The sequence below is a fragment of the Roseibium sp. MMSF_3247 genome, from assembly GCF_030733765.1.
Taxonomy (GTDB): domain Bacteria; phylum Pseudomonadota; class Alphaproteobacteria; order Rhizobiales; family Stappiaceae; genus Roseibium.
In genome coordinates this window covers 269,326-288,189 of record NZ_JASHII010000001.1, presented here as the reverse complement: position 1 = coordinate 288,189, position 18,864 = coordinate 269,326, and the positions used below count along the sequence as shown (strand labels likewise).

The following is an 18,864-nucleotide window of genomic DNA, read 5'->3' as shown; positions in this document are numbered from 1 at the left end:
GGTCCGTGCTCTCTGACGTTTTTCATGTCTGCAAAACGGCTAGCGTCCGCAAGACATTGAAAAAATGAATGATTTCAAGGTCAGAAGGTATGACGGTTAAACCGTTCCCCCAAAGCCGCGCCTCAATTAGCACAGGGTTTCCCAGTGTGCAACGCCGCGGGGAGGCTGTTCTTGCCGATTCATTGGTGTTTTTTACCCATCCGCGACAAAAAGCCTTGCAGATCAATGTGTCACCGGCCGTATAAACCTTTAGACGGTGGCCGCTTTTGAGACCGTGTTTGCAGCCGTTCTCATTGCGGGTCTACCACGAAAGACCAACACATCCTGCGACGGCTAAGCCACCGAAAGCCTTCTATACCAAAGCAGCCCATCCGTTTCGGACTATGCGCTGTGTTAGAGAAAGTGCTGCGGATCAATATCGATCTGTACGCGAAGGCCCTTCGTCGGCTTCGGGCCGCTTGAAAGCCAGCCTCTAATATAAGACTGCAAGTCATATTGCTTCGGCGCCATCGCCAAAAGGCGAAACCGGTAGCGTCCTCGAACCATGGCCAAAGCGGCTTCTGCAGGCCCAAGCAGCGTAACGGCCGGGTCCAGCGGCGCCACCCGCGCAAGCTGGCGGGCAAAACTTTCCGCAAAATTCCTGTCAGGACCAGAGATTACGACAGCTGCCAATCGACCAAATGGCGGCAGCCCAGCGGCGCGGCGCGCTTCGATCTCCGCCTGATAAAACGCGTGTTTATCGTTGGAGAGCAACGCCTTGATGACGGGATGATCGGCGCTGTAGGTCTGCAAAAAGCCTTTGCCGCCACCGGTGACGCGGCCTGCACGGCCCGTGACCTGGGCAAGCAGTTGGAAGGTCTTTTCGGCGGCACGCGGATCCCCATGCGCCAGGCCGAGATCCGCATCAACCACGCCAACCAGCTTCAGTTTCGGGAAATTGTGGCCTTTGGCGACCAACTGCGTTCCGATGATAATATCAGCGCCGCCCTCTTCGACGACTTTCATTTCCCGCTTCAATCGCTCAGGCCCACCAGGCAGATCAGACGACAGAACCAACGTCCGCGCCTGTGGGAAGATATCGCTCACTTCTTCTGCAATCCGCTCTACACCGGGGCCACAGGCAACCAGCGTATTGGTGCTTTGGCATGACGGGCAGCTTTCCGGCACACGTTCGTTATGCCCGCAGTGGTGACACACCAGTTTCTTTTGAAACCTGTGCTCAACCAGCCACGTGCTGCAATGCGGACATTGGAACCTGTGACCGCAGGTGCGGCATAATGTCAGAGGGGCATATCCGCGTCGGTTCAGGAACAACAGCGCCTGATCCCCGTTGGCGTAAGTTTCCTTGATTGCGCCCACCAAACCCGGTGCGAGCCAACGCCCCTGTTCCGGTCCGTCCAGGCGCATATCAATGGCCGATAGATCGGGAAGTGCAGCGCCGGACGCCCGGTCAGGCAGTTCGACCAGACCATACCGGCCCTGCTCAGCATTGACCCGGCTCTCGATCGACGGTGTCGCGGAGGCCAGGACTACCGGAAACCGGGAAATATGCCCGCGCACGACGGCCATGTCCCGCGCACTATAGGGCACACGGTCATCCTGCTTGAAGGCAGCGTCATGCTCTTCGTCGACGATGATCAGCCCCAGTTCCTTGAATGGTAGAAAGAGAGAGGATCGCGCGCCGATCACGACACGAACATCGCCAGATGCAACACCGCGCCAAACCCTTGCCCGGTTCTTTGGTGTAATTTCAGAGTGCCACTCAGCCGGATAAACGCCGAACCGTTGTTCAAACCGCCGCAGAAACTGTTCGGTCAGCGCAATTTCCGGCAGGAGCACCAGTGCCTGCTTATCCCGCCGCAAGGCTTCCGCGATTGCTTCGAAGTAGACTTCGGTCTTGCCCGACCCGGTCACTCCATCAATCAAGGTCACCGCGGCGCCCTTGTCGAAACTATCTTGCAAAGTTTCTGCAGCGGCTTGCTGGGCCGGTGTCAGATCCTTTTGCGCATAGTCGATCTGAGGACGTGGCGGTGGGGGTGCTGCCGGCATGGAGACGATCTCCAGCACCTCTTGTTGCACCAGTCCGTCAATGACGGATGCGCTGACACCGGCTGCATGTGCGAGGCCGCTTTTTGTCCACGCAAATCCGTCTTCCATTTTTTCGAGAACACGGCGGCGTGCGGGCGTCATCCGCTCTGGCTCCGCACCTTCGATCCGCCGGACACCTGGAACCGGGGCTTCCGGTTCAAGTGCCTCTTCAGACCGCAGCACCATGCGCACAACCATGCCCGGTGCACCGAGCGTCCAGCCGGCCACCCAATCGACAAACCGCCGGAGATCTTTGTCGAGCGGCGGCGTGGTGTCGTAAACGTGGGAAATCGATTTGAGTTTGTTGGAATTGATCGCCGCATCCGGCTCACCGTCCCAGACCGCACCGATGACCTCGCGCGTTCCCAACGGCACCCGGACGATCGTGCCCGGCACCACCGACTGCCCAGCAGGGACCTTATAAGTGTAGGCAACCGGCACGGCGACGGGTACCAGCACGCTGGCAATCGTGTCTTTCGGCTCCAAATCGTCAAATAGCACGGCAGGTCACATTTTTCGGCATGGCATTTCGTGGTCCACACACCCACGGATGAGAGATGCGGTACGCTCTTCGGAGATCGCCTGGATCCTTGTTCCGTTCAAGCGGAATAATTTTTGAGGTACGTACCGCAAAAAGGCTTTCACCAGAGAATCAGGGCTTCAGTTAGACAGCATCCTAGGCTAAAGAGAGCGCAGCTGACCATTCATTCGTTCGCTTGCCGACGGAGGCAGGCTGCAAAGGCGTACACACAAGCGCCATTGGGAGAAATCATTCATGAAGTTTTTCGTCGACACCGCGGATACCGCGGAGATCCAAGAACTCGAAGCCACGGGCCTCTTGGACGGCGTCACCACAAATCCGTCCCTGATCGCCAAGTCCGGCAAGGATTTCAAAGACGTGATTGCCGAGATCTGCAAGATCACAAATGGTGACGTTTCAGCAGAAGTCGCAGCAACCGACTTCGACACCATGATCAAGGAAGCCCATGTCCTGCGTGCGATCGCAGACAACGTGGTCATCAAGCTTCCGCTGACATTTGACGGTCTGAAAGCCTGTAAGCAGCTGACGAGCGAAGGCACGAAGACAAACGTCACCTTGTGCTTCTCGGCCAACCAGGCCCTGCTCGCAGCAAAGGCTGGCGCGACATACATTTCGCCGTTCATTGGCCGCCTCGACGATATCAATCTTGATGGTATGGAACTGATCCGCGAAATCCGCGTCATCTACGACAACTATGGCTTTGACACCGAGATCCTGGCCGCGTCGATCCGCACACCCAATCATGTCAAGGACTCAGCGATCATTGGCGCTGACGTGGTCACCGTTCCGCCGGCAACGCTGAAGTCCCTGGTCAAGCATCCGCTGACCGACAAGGGCCTTGATGCGTTCTTGAGCGACTGGGCCAAGACCGGTCAGAGCATCCTTTAAGGCGCTCGCGGATCGGGTGCAGCACGTGTTGCATCCCGGTTCGCTTAAGACACACGATCAAAGGCTCCGGTTCATCCGGGGCCTTAATTTTATGTTGCTAAGCCGACGATCAAAAAGCGGTGGCACTCGGCTCTTCATTTTTCTATTTTGAGCCGCGGTTCCGGCATTTGACGGCCGGACAGCCCAGCCATTCAGGCAAATCTCGACCCCAAGTGGCCCGACCCCGGTGACAGACGGAAGCGCGCAGGGTATTCGTGGGTTTGAAAACAGACAGCAAGAGCGCGGGTTAAAGCGCTGAAGGATAGGAAACACACAATGACGGGTTCGAGAATCGTCTTGATTGACCGCCACCCCGGCCGGTCCGCGCAAACCATTGGCGTGGCGCGGGAATTGGGCACCGACCCCGATCTCATCCATGAACCGTCTGTGGGCGTGGTTGGCACAAAAGGCGACAGCCAGTGTTATCTCGGTGTGGCGCGCAAGGTCGATGCCATTCATGAGCACCTGAAATCGCGCATCGGGAGCGGCGAAGGTCAGCTGAAATACCGGCTGGTCCAACCGGAATACACGATTGCAACGTCCGACGGCATCCGCAACGGCACGCGTGAAATGCGCTATTCGCTCATCGGGCGCGAAGTCACCAACGACGGTTTGTGCGAGCACCTAGAAGCATCAGGTCTGGCTGGCACGATCGCCGTCGTCGCCTGTGACAAGCCGCCGGTCGGTACCATGGCTGCAGTTCTTGAGCGTAATGAACCGGCGATCATCATGTCCGATGGCACAATCCGCCCGGGCAAGGATCCGGAAACCGGTGAGATGCTGGATATTGTCAGCGCTTATCAGGTGGCCGGACACCCGGACAAGGCCGTACGGGACCGCATTGCCTGTAACGCATGTCCCGGCATTGGCAGCTGCGGCGGCATGTTCACCTACAACACCATGCAGACCTTCATCGGCGTTGTCGGCCTGCAGCCGCTGCACATGGTTGCACCACCATCCGATGATCCGCGCCGCCTCGAAGAGTTCCCGCAGCAGCTCGTTTCCTATCTCGCTGACATGATGGAAAAGGGCCTGAAGCCGCGCGACATTGTCAAACGCGATTCGCTGCGCAATGCGATCATCGTCGCCATGGCCATCGGCGGATCCACCAACGTTGTTCTGCACGTTCCGGAAATTGCCCGCGCAGCAGGTTATGAACACTTCTGGCGCGATGTGATGACCCCGGAAGAGTTCAATCATCTCTCCCAGCACGTGGTCCCGGTTCTGACCAACGCCCGGCCGTACGGCAAATACTCCATGCTCGACATCGATCGCGTTGGCGGGGTCCAGGTGATCGTCAAGGAACTGTTGGATGCCGGTCTTCTGAATGGCGACATGATGACCTGCACCGGCCGTACCTTGGCCGAACAGGTTGCGGACCTCAACGCAGCCGCCCCAGACGGCGACGTCATTCATTCGGTTGCCGAGCCGTTCAAGCCGACGGGCGGCCTTCGCATGCTCGGCGGTAATCTGTCGCCGGATTTCTCTGCCATCCTGAAACTTGCCGGTGTTGAAGGCGGCCTGGAAGACAACCTCTTCAAGGGTCGTGCGCGTGTGTTCGAACGGGAAGCCGGTCTGATCCAGGCCCTTGATGAAGCACCAGAGAGCTTCCAGGACCATGACATGGTCATCGTCCGCTATGACGGCCCAAGCGGCGGTCCGGGCATGCCGGAAATGCTCGACCCGACATCCCGCATCACAACGCTGTGCCGGGAGCGCGGCATTGTGATCGCCCTTATGACAGATGCCCGCTTCTCGGGCGGCTCGGTCGGTCTTGTCATTGGTCACGTGGGTCCGGAAGCAGCCCTTGGCGGTCCGATTGCCTTTGTCGAGGACGGTGATGAGATTGTCGTTGACCTCAACACCAATACCCTGAATTGCCCGGCGCTGGACGATGCAGCAACGCTCGCAGCCCGCAAGGCCGTTTGGGACAAGGCTGTTGCAGACAACGGCGGCATTCATCCGAACTGCGGCATTGCTGACACCCGTCTTCTACACCGGGCCCGTCACACGGCTGTTCCGGCCGTCCGTGGCGGTGGCCTGCACCCGAACCGGGAAGTCTGGGTGCGCGACCCACGCCCGGCTGAAAAATCCGGGTTTGAACCGCGCAACCGCCATCGGAGCGCCTAAACGCTCTAGCATCAGCGTCGAAAACAATAGAACGCCCCGGCCAGATCAGGCCGGGGCGTTTTTTTGGGATCCACGCTTCAATCCGACGGTCCGAGAACTCTGGAGATCCGTGCCCAAACAGCATCAATATCTGCATGCATGTTTGCTGCGACTTGCCGGACCCAAGGTTCCCCCTTTATGGCTGTGCGTGATGCAGCCGGACCAAGTTCGGAAATCACCATCTCAGTGTCGCGCAGCAGCGGCCGCCAATTCACTACTCCGGTTTCAGGGAATTGCTTCAATTCCGTGCGGCGATCCTCCTGCAGCCGTCTGGCCAGCTCTTCGGACTGCGCCATGCCGGTCTCTATCCGCTTTGCCACCCCCTCCTGCCCCCAGGCCAGCAGCGTTCCAAGAAGCGCGATACCGGCAGCGCTCCGGGAGCCCTGAACACCGATATTTGGATTTGCCAAATAAGAACTGCCGAAAGCGATTGCCTCCTGGGCAGTCGGGTCAGCAAAAAAGACCAGTGCAGAGTCCTTTGGTTGAAACAGCCACTTGTGCGCTGAAACGGCAACACTGTCAGCACGCTCGATGCCCGACAACCGATCCGCATATGTGGTCAAACGCAGCGGGCCGCCCCACGCTGCATCCACATGGACCCAAATAGTATGGGTAGCACTACCACTCTTAAGCTTGGCAATGTCCAACTCATCTATCACTCCGCGCCCGGTGGTTCCGGCGGTTAGCACAAGCATTGCTCCGGAAAGCTCTGTGAGCGCGTCGATTGTCATCCGGCCATTTTCGGCGACGGGTAGCGATTCGAAGGGTAGACCCAATATCTGCGCACATTTTGGCACGGATACATGGGCATCGGCAGAAGCAATTACCCGTGTTGCTCCATGCTCCCGCGCGCACCAAAGCGCAGCCAGGTTGGCAAGGGTCGAACCACAACACATGTGGCCTGTGGTCATGCCGAAATAAGGTGCAAGCCAGGCAATGACCCGGGCTTCGGCTTCTGTCGCGAACGGGCTGAGATCCGGATGAAGAAGGTTTTGATTGTATTCCGCATTCAAACCAACAAGGCGTGCAGCGATTCCTGCCGGGGCTGGATCCATATGGGCAAAGGCGTCCGGTGCACCCAGGTCTGCGGACCGGGTTCGCACTTGCTCGGCCAGCACTGAAAACGCTTCCTCATCGCCAAGTCCTTTGGCTGGCAATTGATCGGTCAAATCGGACACGTCAACCATTTCTCAATCGCACTCCCGGATCTGTTTCGAAACGGCAGACCGCCAAACAACGAAATTGTCTTTTCGCAGTATGGCACATCAGAGAACTGATGGCAGGTTCGTCGCTTCTCGTCCGGAATGACCAATTGCACCCTGGCAAAAACAGAGATAGCTTCGATTATAAAAGCTATTTCCAGAACGCCGGAGGGACCCGGTCGCCTGCGGAAAATGGCATGGACAACGGAGGTTCCTTTTATGAAAACGCGGATTACCGAGCTCTTTGGAATTGAACATCCGATCATTCAGGGCGGCATGCACTATGTCGGTTTTGCAGAGCTCGCGGCGGCTGTTTCAAATGCCGGCGGGCTTGGAACGATCACGGGTCTAACTCAAAAGACACCGGAAGCCCTTGCCAACGAGATCGCCAAATGCCGGGATCTCACCGACAAGCCGTTTGCGGTGAACCTCACCTTTTTGCCGACGGTGAACGCACCTGACTATCCAGGCTATGTGAAGGCGATCATTCAAGGCGGGGTCAAGGTGGTGGAAACCGCTGGCCGCAATCCGCAACAGGTGATGCCCTACCTGAAAGACGCGGGCATCAAGGTGATCCACAAATGCACCTCCATCCGGCATTCCCTGAAAGCCCAGGCCATTGGCTGTGATGCGGTCTCGGTGGATGGCTTTGAGTGCGGCGGCCACCCGGGCGAAGACGACATTCCGAACATGATCCTATTGCCGCGCGCTGCAGATGAACTGGAAATCCCCTTTGTGTCCTCCGGCGGCATGGCCGATGCCCGCAGTCTCGTCGCCTCGCTCGCCATGGGTGCGGAAGGCATGAACATGGGCACGCGCTTCATCGCCACGAAGGAAGCGCCGGTGCATCAAAAGATCAAGGATGCGATTGTCGCCGCCTCCGAACTCGACACCCGTCTGGTCATGCGCCCGCTGCGCAACACGGAACGCGTCCTCAACAATGCCGCTGTCGAGCGTTTGCTGGAGAAGGAAAAGAGCCTCGGCGACGATTTGAAATTCGAGGACATCATCGAGGAAGTCGCAGGCGTCTATCCGAAGATCATGATGGACGGCGAAATGGATGCCGGGGCCTGGTCTTGCGGGATGGTGGCCGGTCTGATCGATGACATTCCAACCTGCAAGGAGCTGATCGACCGGATCATGAGTGAAGCCGATGCCCTGATCCGCCAGCGGCTGGAAGGCATGGTTGGCGGCGTTGCCGTCGCAGCTGAATAAGTGTCAGGGGAGAAAGAGATGGACTATCAAACGATCCTTTGGAGCCATGAAAACGGCGTTGCCGAGATCACCATGAATCGGCCGGACAACGCCAATGCGCTGAGTGCCCGCATGTCGGATGAACTCTTCGATGCGGCTTGCCGGTGCGAGGCAGAGGGTGCGCGCGCGGTCATCCTCACCGGATCCGGCCGTATGTTCAACGCGGGCGGTGACTTGCAGGAATTTGATGACGCTGAGGACAAGGCCGACCATGTCACCCGCATGGCGACAATTCTCCATGCAGCGCTTTCCAGGTTCTCGCATATGGATGCGCCGGTGATCATGGCGGTGAACGGCTCGGCCGGTGGTGGCGGGTTTTCCATCGCGATTTCCGGCGACATCATTCTGGCGTCCGAAAAGGCAAAATTTGTCTCCGCTTACACGGCCTCCGCGCTGACACCTGACGGGTCGTCGTCCTATTACCTTGCCAAGCACATTGGTTTGCTGCGGGCGAAGGAGCTGATGCTGACCAACCGGGTATTGACCGCCAAGGAAGCCTGCGAGTGGGGGCTGGTGACCCGTGTGGTCGCCCCGGATGATTTGATGGCGGAAGCGCGTGCACTCGCAGCCCAATTTGCCACCGGACCAACCAAGGCCTACGGCGGTGTGAAGCGCCTTTTGCAGACCGCGTATTCCGAAGGGCTGGAAACCCAGCTCGACAAGGAAAGCCGGTCGATTGCCGCCATGATGAAAACCCATGACGGCGCGCATGGGATCGCCTCGTTCCTTGCCAAGAAAACACCGGAGTACAAGGGCAAATGAGCCGCGCGCCGATTGAAGATGACTGTGGCATTGGCCAGGCGCTGAACATCGTTGGCGAATGGCGCACGCTCTTGGTCCTGCGCAATCTCTTCAACGGCATGCGCACCTATGATGCCATGCAGACCCATCTCGGGATTTCGTCGAGCGTGCTGGCAGCCCGCCTCAAAACCTTGAGTGAGGCGGGCATCGTGGAGAAGCGACCCTTACCGGAGGATGGCCGGTCTCATGAATACCGGCTGACAGAAAAGGGACTGGATCTTTATCCCGTGCTCGTCGCCTTGCTGCATTGGGGGGAGAAATGGACCCCCAACGGCCGGGGACCGCGCATGACCCTGACAGAACGCGCAACCGGTTTGCCGGTCCGCGACATGGCGGTGACGGCCCAGGACGGGCGGCCGCTTGGGCCCCAGGAGGTCACACCCGTACCGGGCCCGGGCGCGAGCGACTATACCCGCGTCCTGACGGCCCGCTGGGCAAACAAGAAGGAGGAAACCGCATGACATCCGACTGGGCAGCTGCAAAGAAAAAGATCAGCGTCGAAGGTCATGACATGGCCTATGTGGAGCGCGGGCAAGGGCGCCCGATCGTCTTTCTCCATGGCAATCCGACGTCCTCCTTTCTGTGGCGGGACGTAATCCCGGCATGCGAACATCTCGGGCGCTGCATTGCGCCGGATCTGATCGGTATGGGCGACAGCGCCAAACTGCCGAACCCAGGACCGGACACCTACACCTTCCAGACCCACCGGCGTTTTCTGGAAGGGTTTCTGGCTGCTGTCGGTGTCGACAAGAACGCGATTTTCGTCATTCACGACTGGGGCTCTGCGCTCGGCTTCGACTGGGCGAACAGGCACCGGGATGCTGTTGCAGGCATCGCCTATATGGAAGGCATCGCGAAGCCACTGGCGGATTGGTCTGAGTTCAATCCGGACGCGGCGCCGATCTTTCAAGGATTTCGATCCGAAAAAGGTGAAGAGCTGATTCTCGATCGCAATCTTTTCGTCGACCGTGTTCTGCCCGGATCGATCCTGCGGGACTTGAGCGCCGAAGAACAAGCCGAATACCGGCGGCCCTTTCGAAATCGGGACGATCGCTGGCCGACTCTGACCTGGCCGCGCCAAATCCCGATAGGCGGCGAGCCGGCAGACGTTACCCAAATCGCTTCGGACTATGCAGCCTGGATGGCGGAAAACGACTTGCCCAAACTGTTCATCAATGCAGATCCCGGCGCAATCCTGATCGGTGCCCCACGCGACTTCTGCCGGACCTGGAAAAACCAGCAAGAGGTGACTGTCAAAGGAAGCCACTTCATCCAGGAAGACAGTGGTGCAGAGATTGGCCGCGCTGTCGCGGGTTGGCTTGAAGATGCTGTTGGCTCGTAGCCCTTACATCGAAGATCCAACAATTTCCTGTTCACGGTTGCAAGCATCCCGCATTCTTCGACGGCAATGCCATCGGATAAAGGGCAGGTCATGAAACTGTTGGTTTTTCTAGGGTCGGTGCGACAGAGCACGCCGCCAAGGCCAGCGCGGCTCGGAGAGCGGGTGGCCAAGGCCTGCGCGGCGCAACTCGTCCGGGCCGGGGCCGACGTCGAGATCATTGATCCGCTCACGCTCCAACCTCAATTGGTGTTCAAGCCGCATTTCTCCTATGCGGCCGGGCGGGCGCCCGAAGCGCTTGAAGTTCTCTCGGACAAGATCAAGGATGCTGACGGCTATGTGATGGTCTCGCCGGAATACAATCACTCCATGAGCCCAGCTCTTGCGGATCTACTCAACCATTTCGGCAGTTCCAGTTTTTCCTTCAAGCCGAGCGCCATTGCAACGTATTCCGCCGGTCAATGGGGCGGCGCGCGGGCAGCCGTCAACATGCGCACCTATTTGAGCGAGCTCGGCTGTCTTCCGGTTTCTGCCATGATCCATGTGCCGAAAGCGCAGAACGTGTTTGATGAAGAGGGTCGCTATCTTGAAGGTGTCGATGCGGACAAATGGAACGGGTACATTGGCCGTACACTGCGCCAGCTGACCTGGTGGGCGGAGGCCGCCAGCCGCCAACGCCAGCAGGCGATAGCAACGGAGGCGTTTGACAGGGATCCGTCGCAACGCAACGCGCCCTGAATTCCGTGGTTTTGGCTGGGCTTGGCAGATCACGCGCCTATATGCCGGTCAGGAAGTGCCTGTAACGCCATTGTTCAAGAGATTTGTCAGGAGATCAGCATGCTGCCCACACTTCCCTACCAGGACTGGTCGGAAACGAAGGACACGTTGCACCTGTTCCTGCAGATGATTGGCAAGATCCGCCTGAAGGTGCATCCGAAGCTGAACCACTGGTGGCATGTGACGCTCTATCCGCATGTGCGCGGCCTGACGACCGGGCGCATTCCATATGGCACCAGCGGCTTTGAAATTTTCTATGACACGCTTGATCACACAGTGACCATCAGCCGGAACGATGGCCAAAGCGCATCGTTTTCAGCTCCAGGTCTCACTGTTGCCGGCTTTTATGAGGAGCTTTTCTCCGGGCTTGAGCAGCTGGGCATCTCAGTGAAGATCGTTGCCGTTCCGTACGACAACAAATCTAAGGTGCCCTTTCCAGAAGACACCGCACCGCGCGCTTACGACCGAAAGGCCGTTTCCGATTTCTGGCGGGCGCTCTGCTCAATCTCCAGCGTCTTTGAAACTACCGCTCGGGATTTGTCGGCAAACAGACACCGGCTCAGCTTTACTGGCATTCCTTTGACCTCGTTGTGACCCGTTTCTCCGGGCGGGCACATCCACTGGAGAGTGGCACACAATCCGATCGCGAGGCCTATTCCCACGAGGTGATTTCAATCGGGTTCTGGCCCGGAGATGATAGCTTCCCGGAAGCCGCGTTCTACGGATATGCCTATCCGGAACCGCAGGGCATGAGCCAGGTTCTCCTGAAGCCAGCTGACGCATTTTGGGCTGAAAAGAACGGCGGAGCTCTGGCGATCCTGAAATACGAAGATGCCCGCACGTCCGCAGACCCGGCAGCGGCAATTCTTTCTTTTCTCAACAGTGTCTATGACGGTGCGGCGGTCAAGGCCGATTGGCCGGTTAAGGATCTTTGCCATCAGCACAGCTGATTTCTTTGCGATCACTTGTGATCTGACAAACACAGATCATGATCGCCGAAGGCTTTCAAAATGTTACAATCGGCGGCCGGGTGCTCGCCTATGCAGCTTGCGCTGATCCGGGCCAGTTCCTTCTCCAGTTTTTTCAAATGCGCAATGCGCGCGCGGATGGCTTGAAGCTGGTCCGCAGCAATCCGGTTAGCATTGCCGCAGGGTTTTTCCGGGTGAAGGCTGAGGTCAATCAGTTCCCGGATGGCCTCCATCGGCAAACCAAGATCCCGGCAGTGTTTTAAAAACCGAAGCCGGTCGAGGTCCCGCTCCTGGTAGCGCCGCTGATTGCCCTCGGTGCGGATCGGGGCTTCGATGAGCCCTTCTTTTTCGTAGTAGCGGATGGTTGGAACTTTCACGCCTGTCGCCTTTGACAATTCTCCGATTGAAAAATCCATAAAACCCTCTTGAACCTCTAGCCGCTATAGGGATTACACAGAACCAAGGAATAAAAATCAAGGAGTTCAGTGGTATGGCCGGGTGTTGCGGATCGAACGCAAAATTCGATGGGGTTTCCCAGGATTACAAACGGCGGCTGTGGCTGGTGATCGCCCTGAATGCGACCATGTTTGTCGTGGAAATGGCCGCCGGACATGCGGCGCGCTCCCAGGCACTACAAGCCGATGCGCTCGACTTTTTCGGCGATGCGATCACCTACGGTATTTCGCTGGCCGTTATCGGCGCATCTTTGAGAACCCGAGCAATTGCGGCGTTGTTCAAAGGAGGAAGCCTGTTGCTGATGGGTCTCTGGGTCGGCGGATCGACCGCTTACCAGTTTCTTGTCCTTGGAACTCCAAAAGCTGAAATCATGGGAGCCATCGGGTTCCTGGCCTTGGCTGTAAACCTGATCAGCGTCCTGGTTCTGGTTCGCTACAAGGATGGTGATGCGAATGTCCGCTCGGTCTGGCTCTGCTCCCGCAACGATGCGATCGGCAACGTCGCGGTTATGCTGGCGGCACTTGGAGTTTGGGGAACGGCGACCGGTTGGCCGGATCTCATCGTCGCCGGTCTGATAGCGAGCCTCTTTGTCAACTCCGCGGTACAGATCCTCAAACAGGCGATCGCAGAGTACAGGCAGACGGACATTGAGACCGGCTCGGACCACGAACATGGCACTGCACCTGATAGTGTTGTCCGCTAGGCATAAAAAAGCCCGCTGCCATAGCAGCGGGTGCTTTGGAGCATTGAGTGCTGTCGTTTATTCCGCTGGTTCCTCGGTCTCAGCTTCCGGAACTGTCATTTCCTGAAGGACTTGATCGCTGAGGTCATTTGTAGCGATCGAGATATCGGTGTCGATCTCAGGCGCCACAGTCGTTTCGGCAACGGTCATGTCTTTCGCTTTTGCGGTTTTGCCCCAAGAGCAGGCATGGGCCGGGGCAAGTGCGAAAGTGCTGACCGCAAGGGCCGCGATACCAGTAGTTAATAGACGCATAGTCTGTTCCCTCTGTTTGCTCGTGCAATCCCTCTACGTAACCTAACGTAACTCAGATCGAAGTGATGACCAAGAAAAACCTTCCAGCTGTTTATGCCAGAGTTAAGATCCGAACTATTTGCGGCGGAGATTGTAAACTTTTGTTTCGTTTGGCTCAGACAAGTCATTCAGGATATTGACGACACGGACGTCGAGCAAATCCCCAAAGGCTTTTAAAGTCATATCCTTACTACTCAAAAACCCGATCAACAGGACCCGCACGGCACCATCGGAGCGGAGTTCCCCCTTGGTCCATCCCCACTTGCAGTCACGGGGGATACAGGAGGTAAACGCCCGAGCGCGAACAAATACCTGTTCATTTTCGCATCGGCTTTCTACCTCAACCCGGCTGATTTCCTTGGGAGCTGCGTCCGGATTGACCCACACACCGTCCTCCGGAATCGGACAGTAAATTCTTTCGGTTCCTGATCCCGTTTGTGCCTGTGCAGGCAAAGATAAGACCGCCAATCCGGCCACGAAAGCGACGGCTAAAAGCGTTCCTTGCATCCTGCTCCTCCGCTCCATGATGCGTTGCGCTTGCTTCAGTGCAAGACGGTGTTTATCACAACTGCCTTGTCCGAAACGTTTCCAGTCATTCCGTTTCGCCCCACTCCATGATGCCGGGTCTGGCCTGCCAATCAAGTGGAATGCTATGCACAGTCTTAAAAGCCCGCGCTTTTTATTACGGCCACCGTCTGCCGACGATCTGCCTGTCTACCAAGAGTTCTTTTTTGACCGAAAAGCTTCCAGCTTTTACGGCGGCCCTCTGCGCGCCGATCAAACCTGGCGGGTCTTGGCCGGTCACCTTGGGCATTGGCTCTTGCGCGATTACGGCATGTGGATGATTTCACCCCGTGAGGGTGGATCAGCTTTTGGCGGATGCGGTTTTGTCTGGCCGGAAGGCTGGCCCCGGCGAGAACTCACTTGGTGGCTTTTGCCTAAGGCACGAGGTCAAGGCGTGGCCATCGAAGCCTCACATGCTGCAATCCGGCATGCCTACCTCAGCTATGGGTGGCCCCTGGTGGAAACGCACTTGGACGATGACAACATTGTGGCTTGGAAGCTGGTTTCAGAACTTGGTGGAGAGCTCATTGCCCGCGAAGCGTTTCCGGATGGCAAGTCCCGTAACGTTTATCGTTTGCCTCAACTAACGCAATAGCATGGGATCACCGCCGCGGATGCGCCTTGTCATAGGCGGCCAGCAAATGGGCGCTGTTGATCTCGGTATAGATCTGGGTGGATGCCAGGCTCGCATGACCGAGCAGTTCCTGAATGGTCCGTAAATCTCCCCCACCTGCGAGAAGATGGGTCGCGAACGAATGCCGAAGGGCGTGAGGTGTGGCTGTTTCAGGAAGACCAAGTGCGCCGCGCAGTTTGGCCATGGACAGTTGAACCATCCTCGGATTGAGCGGACCGCCGCGCGCCCCGAGAAACAACGGACCGTCTGGTGAGATCGCATAAGGGCAGAGCTTTATGTAATGAGCCACCGCCTCACACACAGCCGGCAGTATTGGCACGATCCGCTCCTTACGGCCTTTGCCGACAATTCGCATAGATTTCGTACCTGGCTGCGGGGCCATCTTTCCAGTCAGTGACAACGCTTCGGAAATGCGCAGTCCGCATCCATACAGCAGCGTCAGAACAGCTGCATTGCGCGACTCCACCCAGGCCTCTGTTTCCATCGCGAGATCACCACGGGTAATGTCGATGGCATCCTTTGCAGACACCGGTTTGGGCAAGGAACGGGATTGACGTGGTGGCCGGACGGCATCCGAGGCGGCTGCGTTGATCTCCCCCCGGCGTTCCAGGAATTTCAGGAACGAGCGGATGCCAGCCAGGCCGCGTGCCAGCGAGCGGCTTTGGATCTTGTTGCGGCGGCGTTGTGCCAAAAACCCGCGAAAATCTGCCGGACGCAGGTCGGCAATATCCTTAACCTCCGGCGCACCACCCAAATGATCTGTCAGAAAGCGCAAGAACTGGCGAAGATCCCGCTCATAAGCAATCAGCGTCTTGTCGGACAAGCGCCGTTCGTCGGACAAATGATCCAGCCATTTGGCGATCCGGTCATTCAGATCCGGTTTGGCCGTGACAAGCAGAGAATCGGTTCCACTGTGAGACATCTGCTCAGACTAGTGAAAACTCCCGATCGTTTCGTTAATCCGGTAGCGGGCTGCCCGGCTTAGTTAAAGAATTTCCTTTAGAGCCAATCGCCGGTCCGCCGCAGATGGTCCAACTCCTTCAAAAACGCCTGCACTTTCGCCGAGCGGTGCAGATCAACATGGGTGACCATCCACATCATCGAGAGCCAATCCGGATCCGGGGGAACAATTTCGACCAGGTCCCCGCGTTCGAAAGCGGCCTCACGTGGCAGAAACCCAATTCCGTTACCGCAGAGAACAGCTTCTGCCAGCGTGCCCATCGAGTTGGAACGGAATGCAATACACTCAGCCGGGACATTTTCGTGCAGCCAACGCTGGAACCCTGCCCTCGTGTTCGGATCCACGGTTCCGGCGAACCGGTGCTTTGGGAAGTCAGCTGCCCCGTCGGGCAGGCCATGCCGGTCAATGTAGGTTTGATGGGCAAACAGACCGATTTCAATTCGTTCAAACTCCCGAACCACATTGTCCGGGTTTTCCGGCCGGCCACCTGCACGAAACGCGACATGCGCCTCGCCATATTCCAAGCGCAGGAGGCTGTCGCTAACCATGAACCGGATGGTAAGGCCCGGGTGCTTGTCGCCAAAGGCGCGTAAGATCGGCATCAGGGTTGGCGCATAGGTCGCTATGGACGTCACGATGAAGTCGCCCCTCAGCGCATCTCCCTGCCCTTGCGCCTTGCGATGTAATTCCTCGAACTGCTCGTCAGCGGTATCGGCAATGCGAAGCAGTTCGCGCCCGAGATCGGTTGGCGTAAAGCCCTTTGCATGGCGTTGAAACAGTTTGCCACCAAGCGCTGCCTCTAGAGTGTCGACGTGGCGGTTGATGGTCGCCCGGTGAACGCCGAGCGATTCGGCGGCAGCGCTTACGGTCCCCAAACGCGCAACACGCGCGGCTGTTCGAATCTCGGTCCAGTGCTGCATAATCTTATGTCACATTTTCGCGCATTAGATGCGGATATTGATATCTTTAAAGCAAATATACAACATATTAGATTGGGTTCAACACGATGACAGTGGGACATCACCAAAGAGGTTGAGCCATGAAAATCCTAGCATTCGCAGCAACAAACAGCCGCCAATCCATCAACAAGCAGGTGGTTCAAGCCGCAAGCGACATCATCACCTCTGATCTGGACCCAAATGCGGAGATTGAGATCATCGATCTGAACGACTACGAGATGCCAATCTACAGCATTGACCGGGAAACCGAGGGCGGCATTCCAGAAGAAGCCAAACGGTTCCATGAAAAGATCGGTGCTGCAGATGCTCTGATCGTTTCCTATGCCGAACATAACGGCACATATACCGCCGCCTTCAAAAACGTTTTCGACTGGGCCTCCCGCGTCAACATGAAGGTCTTTCAGGACAAGCCGCAAGTTGCTTTGTCCGCGTCCATGGGACCGGGCGGTGCTGCCAGCGTCCTGAAATCAGCGGTCGGGTCGGCGGGCTTCTTCGGAGCCGACATTCGGGGCAGCCTCTCGATCGGGCCATTCACCGAGAAGTTCGACACGGAAGCGGGTAAACTGGCCGATGAGGACCTGGAGCACTCCTTGCGCGAAATCCTGTCGGATCTGGTATCTGCTGCGCAAGGCGCCAAGCGCGCCGCCTAAACATCTTCAGGACAGTACTCAAAAAAAGCCCGGGTGCTTACCCGGGCTTTTTGATTTCAAACTTTCCAGACCTCTTAGGAATGGATCGGCTTGGCGAATGCCCCCATGGCGGCTTCCTTGACGGCTTCCGACATGGTCGGGTGCGCATGACAGGTACGGCCGAGGTCTTCCGCGGAACCGCCGAATTCCATGACAACGCAGGCTTCGTGGATCATTTCACCGGCACCGAAACCGACGATATGCACACCGAGCACCTGATCGGTTTTTGCGTCGGACAGAACCTTGGCAAAGCCGTCGGTCGCGTTCATGGCGCGCGCGCGGCCATTGGCCGTGAAGTTGAACTTGCCGGTCTTGTACTCAACACCAGCCGCCTTCAACTCCTCTTCCGTCTTGCCGACAGAGGCGACTTCCGGCTGGGTGTAAACAACACCCGGAATGACATCGTAGTTCACATGGCCAGCCTGGCCTGCGAGGATCTCTGCAACCGCAACACCTTCATCCTCTGCCTTGTGCGCGAGCATCGGTCCGACGACCACATCGCCAATTGCGTAGATGCCGTCGACATTGGTCTTGTAGTGATTGTCAATCTGAACCCGGCCACGGTCATCGACAACAACGCCGGCCTGATCAAGCCCAAGACCTTCTGTGTACGCGCGGCGGCCAATGGCAACCAGGACGATATCGGCTTCAAGAACTTCCGCATCGCCGCCGGCTGCGGGCTCAACGGAAACCGCAAGGCCCTTGCCCTTCTTCTCAACGCCCGTGACCTTGGAAGACAGCTTGAAGGCCATGCCCTGTTTTTTCAGGATCCGCTGGAAGTTCTTGGAAACATCGCCATCCATGGCTCCAAGGATCTTCGGCATGAACTCGACGACGGTAACTTCTGCGCCGAGGCGGTTCCAGACCGAGCCGAGCTCCAGACCAATCACACCGCCGCCGACGACAATCATCTTGCCCGGAACTTTTTCAAGGTCCAACGCGCCGGTGGAGGAGACGATCTGCTTTTCGTCGATTTCCACGCCCGGCAGCGGCATCACATCGGAGCCGGTGGCAATCACGATGTTCTTCGTTTCGATAACCGATGCCTTGCCGTCGTTGTCGGTGACTTCGACTTTTCCGCCACCCAGGATCTTGCCCAATCCGCTGTGGACGTCGATCTTGTTTTTCTTCATCAGGAAAGAAACGCCGCTGACATTGGCGTCAACAACGTCGCTCTTGTGTTTCATCATGCCAGGCAAATCGAGTTTCGGCTTGGCAACCTTGATGCCGAGCTTCTCGAATCCGTGGCCCGCTTCATGGAACATTTCTGATGCGTGCAGCAGAGCCTTGGACGGGATACAGCCGATATTCAGGCAGGTGCCGCCAAGGGTCGCTTCTTTTTCAACAACAGCGGTTTTCAGGCCGAGCTGGGCCGCCTTGATTGCGCAAACATAGCCGCCCGGGCCGGTTCCAATGACGACAAGATCATATTGGGACATTTGGGTCGCCTTAGCCTCTTTCTCTCTATCCCTTACGGACACTTTTAAAACCGGTTGTCAGAA

General features: G+C 57.5%; 18 protein-coding genes and 1 pseudogene. 11 read left to right on the top strand and 8 right to left on the bottom strand.

The window, feature by feature from the left end; genetic code table 11:
• Positions 1 to 393 precede the first annotated feature (393 nt).
• A complete protein-coding gene (locus tag RBB44_RS01235; protein WP_306148085.1) occupies positions 394 to 2,589 on the bottom strand; it encodes a primosomal protein N' in 2,196 nt (731 codons plus the stop codon).
• A 274-nt stretch (positions 2,590 to 2,863) separates the two neighbouring features.
• Here RBB44_RS01235 and fsa point away from each other — a divergent pair, with 274 nt between their 5' ends.
• A complete protein-coding gene (gene fsa / locus RBB44_RS01230; RefSeq protein WP_133949144.1) occupies positions 2,864 to 3,517 on the top strand; it encodes a fructose-6-phosphate aldolase in 654 nt (217 codons plus the stop codon).
• Between the two features lie 315 nt (positions 3,518 to 3,832).
• A complete protein-coding gene (locus tag RBB44_RS01225) occupies positions 3,833 to 5,686 on the top strand; it encodes a dihydroxy-acid dehydratase (RefSeq protein ID WP_306148084.1) in 1,854 nt (617 codons plus the stop codon).
• Between the two features lie 77 nt (positions 5,687 to 5,763).
• On the opposite strand, the gene RBB44_RS01220 is transcribed toward RBB44_RS01225, so the two are convergent.
• On the bottom strand, positions 5,764 to 6,912 hold the full coding sequence (locus RBB44_RS01220) for a pyridoxal-dependent decarboxylase (protein WP_306148083.1): 1,149 nt from the start codon (positions 6,910 to 6,912) through the stop codon (positions 5,764 to 5,766).
• Between the two features lie 234 nt (positions 6,913 to 7,146).
• Between RBB44_RS01220 and RBB44_RS01215 the strand changes: the two genes are divergently transcribed.
• From RBB44_RS01215 to RBB44_RS25490, 6 genes and pseudogenes are all read left to right on the top strand, one after another.
• Entirely contained in the window at positions 7,147 to 8,142 is a 996-nt protein-coding gene (locus tag RBB44_RS01215) for a nitronate monooxygenase family protein (protein ID WP_306148082.1), read from the top strand.
• An 18-nt stretch (positions 8,143 to 8,160) separates the two neighbouring features.
• Positions 8,161 to 8,943, top strand: coding sequence for an enoyl-CoA hydratase/isomerase family protein (locus tag RBB44_RS01210; RefSeq protein WP_306148081.1), 783 nt, complete (start codon positions 8,161 to 8,163; stop codon positions 8,941 to 8,943).
• Positions 8,940 to 9,443, top strand: a complete 504-nt coding sequence (locus RBB44_RS01205; RefSeq protein WP_306148080.1) for a helix-turn-helix domain-containing protein — start codon at positions 8,940 to 8,942, stop codon at positions 9,441 to 9,443. The genes RBB44_RS01210 and RBB44_RS01205 overlap by 4 nt, the downstream gene beginning before the upstream one ends.
• Entirely contained in the window at positions 9,440 to 10,324 is an 885-nt protein-coding gene (locus tag RBB44_RS01200) for a haloalkane dehalogenase (RefSeq protein WP_306148079.1), read from the top strand. Before RBB44_RS01205 ends, RBB44_RS01200 begins: the two co-directional genes overlap by 4 nt.
• Positions 10,325 to 10,414: 90 nt before the next feature.
• On the top strand, positions 10,415 to 11,059 hold the full coding sequence (locus RBB44_RS01195; protein WP_306148078.1) for an NADPH-dependent FMN reductase: 645 nt from the start codon (positions 10,415 to 10,417) through the stop codon (positions 11,057 to 11,059).
• A gap of 99 nt (positions 11,060 to 11,158) precedes the next feature.
• Positions 11,159 to 12,048: pseudogene (locus tag RBB44_RS25490) on the top strand (DUF5996 family protein).
• An 11-nt stretch (positions 12,049 to 12,059) separates the two neighbouring features.
• Here RBB44_RS25490 and RBB44_RS01180 read toward each other — a convergent pair.
• Positions 12,060 to 12,482, bottom strand: a complete 423-nt coding sequence (locus tag RBB44_RS01180; RefSeq protein ID WP_306148076.1) for a helix-turn-helix domain-containing protein — start codon at positions 12,480 to 12,482, stop codon at positions 12,060 to 12,062.
• A 74-nt stretch (positions 12,483 to 12,556) separates the two neighbouring features.
• Between RBB44_RS01180 and RBB44_RS01175 the strand changes: the two genes are divergently transcribed.
• Positions 12,557 to 13,225, top strand: a complete 669-nt coding sequence (locus RBB44_RS01175) for a cation transporter (RefSeq protein WP_306148075.1) — start codon at positions 12,557 to 12,559, stop codon at positions 13,223 to 13,225.
• A gap of 57 nt (positions 13,226 to 13,282) precedes the next feature.
• On the opposite strand, the gene RBB44_RS01170 is transcribed toward RBB44_RS01175, so the two are convergent.
• The gene (locus RBB44_RS01170; RefSeq protein ID WP_306148074.1) at positions 13,283 to 13,516 is read right to left on the bottom strand and encodes a hypothetical protein; all 234 of its coding nucleotides are present in this window, start codon (positions 13,514 to 13,516) and stop codon (positions 13,283 to 13,285) included.
• 114 nt (positions 13,517 to 13,630) lie between these two features.
• Positions 13,631 to 14,062 carry a serine/threonine protein kinase gene (locus RBB44_RS01165; RefSeq protein ID WP_133949735.1) on the bottom strand — a complete coding sequence of 144 codons (432 nt, stop codon included), beginning with the start codon at positions 14,060 to 14,062 and terminating at the stop codon, positions 13,631 to 13,633.
• Between the two features lie 145 nt (positions 14,063 to 14,207).
• Here RBB44_RS01165 and RBB44_RS01160 point away from each other — a divergent pair, with 145 nt between their 5' ends.
• Positions 14,208 to 14,714, top strand: a complete 507-nt coding sequence (locus tag RBB44_RS01160) for a GNAT family N-acetyltransferase (protein ID WP_306148073.1) — start codon at positions 14,208 to 14,210, stop codon at positions 14,712 to 14,714.
• Positions 14,715 to 14,721: 7 nt separating this feature from the next.
• On the opposite strand, the gene RBB44_RS01155 is transcribed toward RBB44_RS01160, so the two are convergent.
• Positions 14,722 to 15,675: a tyrosine recombinase XerC gene (locus tag RBB44_RS01155; RefSeq protein ID WP_306148072.1), complete on the bottom strand. Its 954-nt coding sequence runs from the start codon at positions 15,673 to 15,675 to the stop codon at positions 14,722 to 14,724.
• Between the two features lie 77 nt (positions 15,676 to 15,752).
• Positions 15,753 to 16,634: a LysR family transcriptional regulator gene (locus tag RBB44_RS01150; RefSeq protein ID WP_306148071.1), complete on the bottom strand. Its 882-nt coding sequence runs from the start codon at positions 16,632 to 16,634 to the stop codon at positions 15,753 to 15,755.
• 119 nt (positions 16,635 to 16,753) lie between these two features.
• Between RBB44_RS01150 and RBB44_RS01145 the strand changes: the two genes are divergently transcribed.
• Positions 16,754 to 17,323 carry an NADPH-dependent FMN reductase gene (locus tag RBB44_RS01145; protein ID WP_306148070.1) on the top strand — a complete coding sequence of 190 codons (570 nt, stop codon included), beginning with the start codon at positions 16,754 to 16,756 and terminating at the stop codon, positions 17,321 to 17,323.
• Between the two features lie 74 nt (positions 17,324 to 17,397).
• On the opposite strand, the gene lpdA is transcribed toward RBB44_RS01145, so the two are convergent.
• Positions 17,398 to 18,801 (bottom strand): dihydrolipoyl dehydrogenase, encoded by a 1,404-nt coding sequence (gene lpdA, locus RBB44_RS01140; RefSeq protein WP_306148069.1) that lies wholly within the window; start codon positions 18,799 to 18,801, stop codon positions 17,398 to 17,400.
• Positions 18,802 to 18,864 lie beyond the last annotated feature (63 nt).

Excerpts from the sequence above, each read along its gene's own strand:
- RBB44_RS01150 (WP_306148071.1), bottom strand. The coding sequence starts at position 16,634 with ATGCAGCACTGGACCGAGATTCGAACAGCCGCGCGTGTTGCGCGTTTG.
- RBB44_RS01165 (WP_133949735.1), bottom strand. The coding sequence starts at position 14,062 with ATGCAAGGAACGCTTTTAGCCGTCGCTTTCGTGGCCGGATTGGCGGTC.
- RBB44_RS01225 (WP_306148084.1), top strand. The coding sequence starts at position 3,833 with ATGACGGGTTCGAGAATCGTCTTGATTGACCGCCACCCCGGCCGGTCC.
- RBB44_RS01170 (WP_306148074.1), bottom strand. The coding sequence starts at position 13,516 with ATGCGTCTATTAACTACTGGTATCGCGGCCCTTGCGGTCAGCACTTTC.
- RBB44_RS01175 (WP_306148075.1), top strand. The coding sequence starts at position 12,557 with ATGGCCGGGTGTTGCGGATCGAACGCAAAATTCGATGGGGTTTCCCAG.
- RBB44_RS01200 (WP_306148079.1), top strand. The coding sequence starts at position 9,440 with ATGACATCCGACTGGGCAGCTGCAAAGAAAAAGATCAGCGTCGAAGGT.
- RBB44_RS01210 (WP_306148081.1), top strand. The coding sequence starts at position 8,161 with ATGGACTATCAAACGATCCTTTGGAGCCATGAAAACGGCGTTGCCGAG.
- RBB44_RS01155 (WP_306148072.1), bottom strand. The coding sequence starts at position 15,675 with ATGTCTCACAGTGGAACCGATTCTCTGCTTGTCACGGCCAAACCGGAT.
- RBB44_RS01160 (WP_306148073.1), top strand. The coding sequence starts at position 14,208 with ATGCACAGTCTTAAAAGCCCGCGCTTTTTATTACGGCCACCGTCTGCC.
- RBB44_RS01220 (WP_306148083.1), bottom strand. The coding sequence starts at position 6,912 with ATGGTTGACGTGTCCGATTTGACCGATCAATTGCCAGCCAAAGGACTT.
- lpdA (WP_306148069.1), bottom strand. The coding sequence starts at position 18,801 with ATGTCCCAATATGATCTTGTCGTCATTGGAACCGGCCCGGGCGGCTAT.
- RBB44_RS01145 (WP_306148070.1), top strand. The coding sequence starts at position 16,754 with ATGAAAATCCTAGCATTCGCAGCAACAAACAGCCGCCAATCCATCAAC.
- RBB44_RS01215 (WP_306148082.1), top strand. The coding sequence starts at position 7,147 with ATGAAAACGCGGATTACCGAGCTCTTTGGAATTGAACATCCGATCATT.
- RBB44_RS01205 (WP_306148080.1), top strand. The coding sequence starts at position 8,940 with ATGAGCCGCGCGCCGATTGAAGATGACTGTGGCATTGGCCAGGCGCTG.
- fsa (WP_133949144.1), top strand. The coding sequence starts at position 2,864 with ATGAAGTTTTTCGTCGACACCGCGGATACCGCGGAGATCCAAGAACTC.
- RBB44_RS01195 (WP_306148078.1), top strand. The coding sequence starts at position 10,415 with ATGAAACTGTTGGTTTTTCTAGGGTCGGTGCGACAGAGCACGCCGCCA.
- RBB44_RS01180 (WP_306148076.1), bottom strand. The coding sequence starts at position 12,482 with ATGGATTTTTCAATCGGAGAATTGTCAAAGGCGACAGGCGTGAAAGTT.